Origin of the sequence: Flavobacterium muglaense (genome assembly GCF_014305155.1) — a bacterium.
GTDB classification, from domain to species: Bacteria; Bacteroidota; Bacteroidia; order Flavobacteriales; family Flavobacteriaceae; genus Flavobacterium; species Flavobacterium muglaense.
Window position 1 is genome coordinate 1 of the sequence record NZ_JACRUK010000079.1, and the last position, 7640, is coordinate 7640.

At 33.3% G+C, this 7640-nt stretch carries 6 protein-coding genes; 4 read left to right on the forward strand and 2 right to left on the reverse strand.

Annotated features, from left to right (window positions below):
* Positions 1–2153: VWA domain-containing protein (locus tag H8R24_RS17270; RefSeq protein WP_187038216.1), on the reverse strand; the 2153-nt coding region annotated here is incomplete at its 3' end.
* Between the two features lie 54 nt (positions 2154–2207).
* Positions 2208–2786, reverse strand: a complete 579-nt coding sequence (locus H8R24_RS17275) for a hypothetical protein (RefSeq protein WP_187021550.1) — start codon at positions 2784–2786, stop codon at positions 2208–2210.
* 302 nt (positions 2787–3088) lie between these two features.
* Between H8R24_RS17275 and H8R24_RS17280 the strand changes: the two genes are divergently transcribed.
* The 4 genes from H8R24_RS17280 (at position 3089) to H8R24_RS17295 (ending at position 7441) form a co-directional block, all read left to right on the forward strand.
* On the forward strand, positions 3089–3574 hold the full coding sequence (locus tag H8R24_RS17280) for a SixA phosphatase family protein (RefSeq protein WP_187021552.1): 486 nt from the start codon (positions 3089–3091) through the stop codon (positions 3572–3574).
* Positions 3575–3583: 9 nt separating this feature from the next.
* The gene (gene ppk1, locus H8R24_RS17285; RefSeq protein ID WP_187021554.1) at positions 3584–5653 is read left to right on the forward strand and encodes a polyphosphate kinase 1; all 2070 of its coding nucleotides are present in this window, start codon (positions 3584–3586) and stop codon (positions 5651–5653) included.
* Positions 5654–5698: 45 nt separating this feature from the next.
* Complete coding sequence (locus tag H8R24_RS17290) at positions 5699–6589, forward strand: Ppx/GppA phosphatase family protein (protein WP_187021556.1); 891 nt, start codon at positions 5699–5701, stop codon at positions 6587–6589.
* A 144-nt stretch (positions 6590–6733) separates the two neighbouring features.
* Positions 6734–7441: a hypothetical protein gene (locus H8R24_RS17295; protein ID WP_187021558.1), complete on the forward strand. Its 708-nt coding sequence runs from the start codon at positions 6734–6736 to the stop codon at positions 7439–7441.
* The last annotated feature ends 199 nt before the right edge of the window (positions 7442–7640 follow it).

Here is a 7640-nt window from a genome sequence, read left to right on the forward strand (position 1 = left end):
GCTGTTAAAGTCGCCGTTGGTGATTTGATAATTACTTTACTGTTCAAAGTCACAGTACAAGTATTTTTGGCTTTATCTCTAATTTGGACATTATAAGTTCCATCCGCAAGTGCGGTAAACGAAGCTGCATCTTGCCAAGTAGTTCCACCGTTAATGCTGTACTGATAGGTTCCGTAACCACCCGTTGCATTGCTGATCGTGATAGATCCATCTTTGGCACCAAAACAACTTACATCGGTCGATGCAACAGTTGCTGTTAAAGTCGCCGTTGGTGATTTGATAATTACTTTACTGTTCAAAGTCACAGTACAAGTATTTTTGGCTTTATCTCTAATTTGGACATTATAAGTTCCATCCGCAAGTGCGGTAAACGAAGCTGCATCTTGCCAAGTAGTTCCACCGTTAATGCTGTACTGATAGGTTCCGTAACCACCAGTTGCATTGCTGATCGTGATAGTTCCATCTTTGGCACCAAAACAACTTACATCAGTCGAAGCAACAGTTGCTGTTAAAGCCGCCGTTGGTGATTTGATAATTACTTTACTGTTCAAAGTCACAGTACAAGCATTTTTGGCTTTATCTCTAATTTGAACATTATAAGTTCCGTCCGCAAGTGCGTTAAACGAAGCAGAATCTTGCCAAGCGGTTCCGCCGTTAATGCTGTATTGATAGGTTCCGTAACCACCAGAAGGATTGTTAATTGTTATATTACCATCATTGGAGCCGAAACAACTTACATCGGTTGAAACAACAGTTGCTGTTAAAGCAGCCGTTGGCTGTTTAATAGTTACAGATAACGGACTACTATAACAACCGTTTTTGTCTGTTGCAATGACAGTATAAAGGCCAGCTTCTAATCCTGAAATATTTTTAGTAGCAGCAAATGAAGTGCCATCTTTTTTCCATGAATACGAGTAAGGAGTTGTTCCACCTGTGGCATCATTTAATGTAATTGAAGCTGTTGCTCCGCCATAACAATCTACATCCTGTTTTGAATTCATGCTTACAGCAGGGCAGGGAATAAGGGTAGTTGGAGTAGTAACGTTCAGAAAGGCCGTTTGACAAGCTGAATTTTTATAATCCAATCGAGATGAACTTACAGTTTTGGTCCCGCAAACATTGCTCTTCGGTGTTAATTCATATTTAAGTGTGATCGTTTCAACATTAAGAAAATCAATATTCCATGAAATATTTTGTCCGCTTGCTGAAGCTGTACCTTTTGATGCTGTAATGTTTCCAATAGAGAAATCAGTACTAACTATTTCTTTACTAAAAGGAGTTCCAGAGATTTGTTGAGCAACCCAAGAAAGTTTAGAGAATATTTGTGTATAAATTCCTGTTAAATTGGCAGAATTTTCTGTAAAAAAGTTTCCGGCAGATTGAATTTTATTTAATGTATACTCGGCATCACTTTGCTGGGATCCATAGATTGCACCAAACAGTCCTACAGAAAAAATTTGATTATTATAAACAATTCCTGACTTGGTAGTTGTTTTTGCATTGTTTGCTGCTGTTATAGCGCTTTGGATGCAGCTGCCATTAATACCATCACTACAAGATTGATTGTTTCCTGTTCTATTTGCAACACCATCTGTTAAGAGAATAATACTTCTAGAAGTAATACAGTCAAAAGTACCGTGATCATATAGTTCTTTATCAGCCTTAATGATCCCATCCTGAATGTTAGTTGTTCCATTTGCTGCCAAGCTATTGATGGCATTAATAAGGTCCGTTTGTCCAGCGGCTAAGGTTAGTGGTCTTACTAATGAAGCTGTACTACTGTATTTAACAATGGCAACCTTGTTTTTGCCCGTTGGATTATTAGCAGGTAAAAATATTTTTCTAATAAAATCATTTGCAGCATCTTGCGCATATTCCAATGAATTGTTTGGGTCATATTTTATGTCATCATCCATACTTCCAGAAACATCAATAACCAAAACCACTTCTAGCGGTCTAGATACAGGATTGGATCCTTGTATTTTCAGTTCAACATCTATTATGCCGCAAACTCCTGGACGAACTGTTACCGTTTTGGTGGGTACAATACTGGCTTGTGAATATGCAAACGAACTACATAACAGTATTAGAATTATGATTAATTCGTTCTTAATTGCTAGTATGTAATTTGTTAAGGGTATAGTTTTTTTCATATTTTCTACTATTTAAAGGTGAAAACCTAATGAAGTATGCTGCAGATTGTAATATTATTCCTGAGTAGGATCGCTAACTAATGTGTGTAAAGTAGTATCGATGCTGTAACCAGCGCATGAAGTTGAAGTAGCGATGATTTGGGTACAATTCCACTTGCTGTAAGGTGTTCCAATTGGTGGTTTTACACTCACTAAAAAACGCACCGTTTCACCTGCAGGAATCGAAATAGTACTAATGGTTTGTAGATTAGTATCTACGATTTGAATCGTTAGATTTACATTCGTACTGGTGCTCGTACCGTCGTTATTAGTGCAACTACTATTTACATTTACTGCGTTTAAGTTGTAAATAGCTGTTGCCGAACCTGTATTTGAAATTTCCATCGCGTAATAGGTTCCGTTAGTCGAAACACTTTTAGTATTTCGATCTTTAGCTACTTTTAGTACACCTTGACAGTTACTAGATTGGCAGTAAGCAATTGGAGCTACAAAAACAAAAACAAGTACAACAGCCAATTGAGTACTAATTGCTGTAGTTAAGATGGAGTAGAGTGAAACAATAAGCACGTTTACTGCCGAAGAAAAGGCTTGCTTAAAGTGCTTAATTTTTTGAAAAGTAATTTTCGTTACCATATAGATATAATTATAAATGACTTTAATATAATGGATTACAATTTATTGGGGAGTAAAATTGAAATCAAATACCTTTTTTTGCATTGCTTTAACAAAAAACCAGTGTTATTTATGTAGTATTTTTACTTGTTTAAACGTATTATAGTGCTGTTTATTAGGAAGTTTTGAAAGGTTATTTATTTAGTTTATTTAAACTGATTTTTTAAATTAATTATAGTGAAATCAATAGTTTGTTTCAATTTATGTTGTATCTTTCTGTTTCAGATCTACTGTAGAAACTATGAACATGGAAGTTTATAACTATGAAAAAATTAATTTTAATTAGACATGCAAAATCAAATTGGGACACACCTTTAAAAGATATTGATCGGCCATTGGATCAACGTGGATTTAAAGATGCACATTTGGTTTCTTTGCATATCAATAATTTTATTCCCAAAAAGTTTTTAATTTGGAGCAGCGTTGCAAAAAGAGCTTCAGACACAGCAGTGATTTTTGCCCAAAACATACTTTATCCCATCGAAAGTATATTGTATAAGGAAGCGCTTTACACTTTTGATGAAAATCAATTGGAAAAAATAATAAAATCATGCAGTGATACCTATGATAGTTTAATTCTTTTTGGTCATAATGGTGCAATTACAAATTTTGTTAATAAATTTGGGGATGTTTTCATCGGAAACGTTCCTACATCGGGATTTGTATCAATTGAGTTTGATACGGATTATTGGGAAACAATAAATCATGGAACTACTAAAAAAATAATAATACCAAAAGACTTAAAATAAAATAGTATAGTGTCAGAACAAAAATATATAGATAGAGAAAAAAGCTGGTTGGCTTTTAATGCTCGAGTTCTTCAAGAAGCAGCAGATAATTCGGTTCCACTTTTAGATAGATTGCGTTTTTTAGGGATTTTTTCTAATAATTTAGATGAATTTTTTCGCGTTCGATTTGCAGCCATTAGAAGGCTAAGCTTGTCTGGAAAAACGGGTTCTAAGATTCTTGGAGGAATATCCGCTCAGCAACTGGTAAAAGATATTACCGAAATTGTAATCGAACATCAAACAGAGAGTTTATTGATTTTAAAAGGAATTGAAAACGAACTTGAAAGCGAGAATATTTTTATCATCAACGAAAATGAAATTTCGGTGGAGCAAGAAATATTTCTAAAAGACTTTTTTATCCAAAAACTAAGTCCTGAACTCGTGACAATTATTTTGAATGACTTGGCTGAGTTTCCATTATTGAGGGATAATATTGGGTATTTAGCGATCAAGTTAGTGATGAAAAAAGATGCCGAGGTGCGCTATGCAATCATCGAAATTCCAAAAACAATGAACCGCTTTGTTGTGCTTCCGTCTAGTAGCGAGAAGCAATATGTGATCTTGATTGATGATGTGATTCGTCATAATTTGATGAGTATTTTTAACATTTTTGATTACGAAAGTGTTTCTGCTCACATGATTAAAATTAGTCGTGATGCACAACTAGACATTGATAGTGACTTAAGTAAAAGTATGCTTGAAAAAATATCTACTAGTGTAAAAGACCGAAGAATAGGTGAGCCTGTTCGTTTTATTTATGACCAGTTGATCGAGAAAGATACTTTGGAGTTTTTCTTAGATAAAATGAAAATTGTTTCGACTGATAGTATTATTCCGGGCGGAAGGTATCATAATAGAAGGGATTATATGGATTTTCCTAACTTGGGGCGTTATGATCTATTGTATAAAACAAATGTTCCATTACCAATACCGGGATTAAGTTTAGAAGGTAGTATTTTAGAAAAAATCAGTGAGAAAGATTATCTATTGAATGCTCCTTATCAATCGTTTTCTTATTTAACCAAGTTTTTGCGAGAAGCAGCTTTAGATCCTAAAGTGAGTACTATAAAGATTACTTTGTACCGATTAGCAAAGAATTCACAAATTATAAGTTCGTTGATTAATGCAGCCAAAAACGGTAAGAAAGTAACAGTACAGATAGAATTACAAGCCCGATTTGATGAAGCATCTAATATTTCTTATGCCGAGCAAATGCAAACTGAAGGGATTCATCTTATTTTTGGAATAAAAGGTTTGAAGGTTCATAGCAAAATATGTGTTATTGAAAGAAATGAAAACGGTAAAACAAAACGCTATGGTTTTATTTCAACAGGAAATTTTAATGAATCAACGGCAAAAGTGTATACTGATGTTACTTTGTTTACTAGTCATCAACAGATATTAAAAGACATATCTAAAATATTTGAATTTTTTGATATCAATTATAGGTTACATCGTTACAAACATCTTATTGTTTCACCGCATTATACGCGTTCTCGATTTTACAAATTAATTGACAGGGAAATATCTCATGCAAAGGCAGGTAGAAAAACTTACATCAAGTTAAAGATGAATAGTCTCTCTGATTTTGGAATGATTGATAAGTTGTATGAAGCCAGTAATGCAGGTGTGAAAATTCAATTGGAAGTTAGGGGAGTTTGTTCTTTAATTCCAGGTGTAAAAGGAATGAGCGCCAACATTGAAGCAATTAGTATTGTAGATAATTATCTAGAACATTCAAGAATTTATATTTTTGGAAATGCGGGTCAAACAGAGGTTTATATTTCATCTGCCGATTTCATGACACGAAATCTCGATGGTAGGGTAGAGGTTACTTGCCCTATATACGACCAAGAAATTAAAAACGAACTAATAGAAAATTTTGATTTGGGCTGGAAAGGAAATGTGAAAGCACGTTACCACTCGGCTAAAATGGATAATAAATATAGAGAAAGCAATGGAGAGCCAATATTTAGAGCTCAAATTGAGACCTATAAATATTACCAAAAGAAAGTTGATTTATTAGATGAAAACTTTTAGTACACCAAAAACTCGTTTTTAATTAGAAAAAATTACAAGTAAAGCATGATCAAATTAAAAAAATATGCTGCAATCGATATAGGTTCAAATGCTATGCGTTTATTGATTGTTAATATTGTTGAACAAGAAGGAAAAGAAGCTCAGTTTAATAAGAGTTCATTGGTTCGTGTTCCAATTCGTTTAGGACAGGACGCATTTACTGTGGGTGAAATTTCCGAAGAGAATATTGAAAGAATGTGTGACGCAATGCAAGCTTTTAATTTATTAATGAAAGTTCACAAAGTGCAAGACTACAAAGCTTTTGCTACTTCGGCCATGCGTGAAGCTTATAACGGCAAAGAAGTTGTAGAACTTATAAAAGAAAAGGCGGCAATTAATATTGAAATTATTGATGGTAAAAAAGAAGCCGCGATTATTGCCTCGACTGATTTACATCATTTATTAAAAACGGATCAAACATATCTTTTTGTAGATGTGGGTGGTGGTAGCACTGAGTTTACTTTATTTTCGAATGGAAAAATGGTTAATTCCAGATCGTTTAAAGCGGGTACTGTACGTTTATTAAATAACATGGTATGTGATGTGGTTTGGGACGAAATTGAAAAGTGGATCAAAGCAAATACTGCTGATTATGAAGAGGTAACCCTTATTGGGTCTGGAGGAAATATCAATAAATTGTTCAAAATGTCAGGCAAAACGCAAGAAAAGCCTTTGTCTTACATTTATATCAATTCACAATATGCATTTTTGAATTCATTGACCTATGATCAAAGGATTTCCGAGTTAGGATTGAATCCTGACCGTGCCGATGTAATTATTCCTGCAGTACGTATCTATCTTAATGCTATGAAATGGAGCGGTGCAAGACAAATTTATGTGCCAAAAATAGGACTGTCTGATGGTATTGTGAAGGCAATGTATTACAATAAGATATGATAACGCAATGAATAAAAGTGTGTTTTGAACTTTGACTGTTATAGTACTAGTAATTACGAGTAGAACGATTTTGTAAATAGAATATATTATGTTGTGTTGTTATTAAGTATTTGTGCGATAATAAGCTCAAAAAACGAAAAAAAAATGAAGATACTTTCCGAAAACTCGCCTTTTAAAATGCTTCCTTTGGAAATGATTGAATACCAGCGAATGATTTTCGATGCAATTCGTATTACTTTCGAAATGATTGAAAATGAGTATTCATTATTAGAAGAAAAACTAAATAAAATATCTCAAGAAAATTCTGTAAAAGAAAATACTTCACAAATTTTCGCAAGTGCTTGGGCAATTGTAGACCATTCTTCGAGACTTATTAAATTATTCCAGAAACTACCTTCAGAAAGTAACCATAAAGTACTCGAAAATATACTTTTGGTAAATGCTTTTAGAAATACTATTCAACATTTACACGAACGTATTGATGAATCAATGTTTGAAAATAAATCTCCATATTATGGAATTCTTGTTTGGCATCATAAAAATATGATAACAGAAGAACTAACGCCAAAAATATTGGTTAGTGGTTTAACTTTTGGTTTTAGCGTTAATTTTAAAATGCCTGAAATTTCAGAATTAAATCAAGAAATCAGTTCAATTACAATTCAAACTTTTGATAAAAAGAAAGTCATCTCAATGGATTTAAGTTTATTATTAGAAAATATAAAATCTTTATGCATTACAAATGAAGAAAAACTTGGTAAATTTTTCAAAACACAGGGTTGGAAACTTTGTGATTGGTCGAAAAGACAAGATATCATGATTAATATTAAAAGTGAAAATAACACAAATTAAAGTACTACCGCCAACAGCCATTTTGACCTAGCTGGAATTTAGTGGAATTATCGTTTCGCATAAAGTCTTCGTTAAGCCGAAAATTTTTCGTTTACGATTTCCCCACCATTTCAAAGCCATATAACGTCAGTCTGTGAAAAAACTTCCGTTTATTTCTTTCAAATATAACACTTAATACAATATAAAAGGAAGAAAAGTT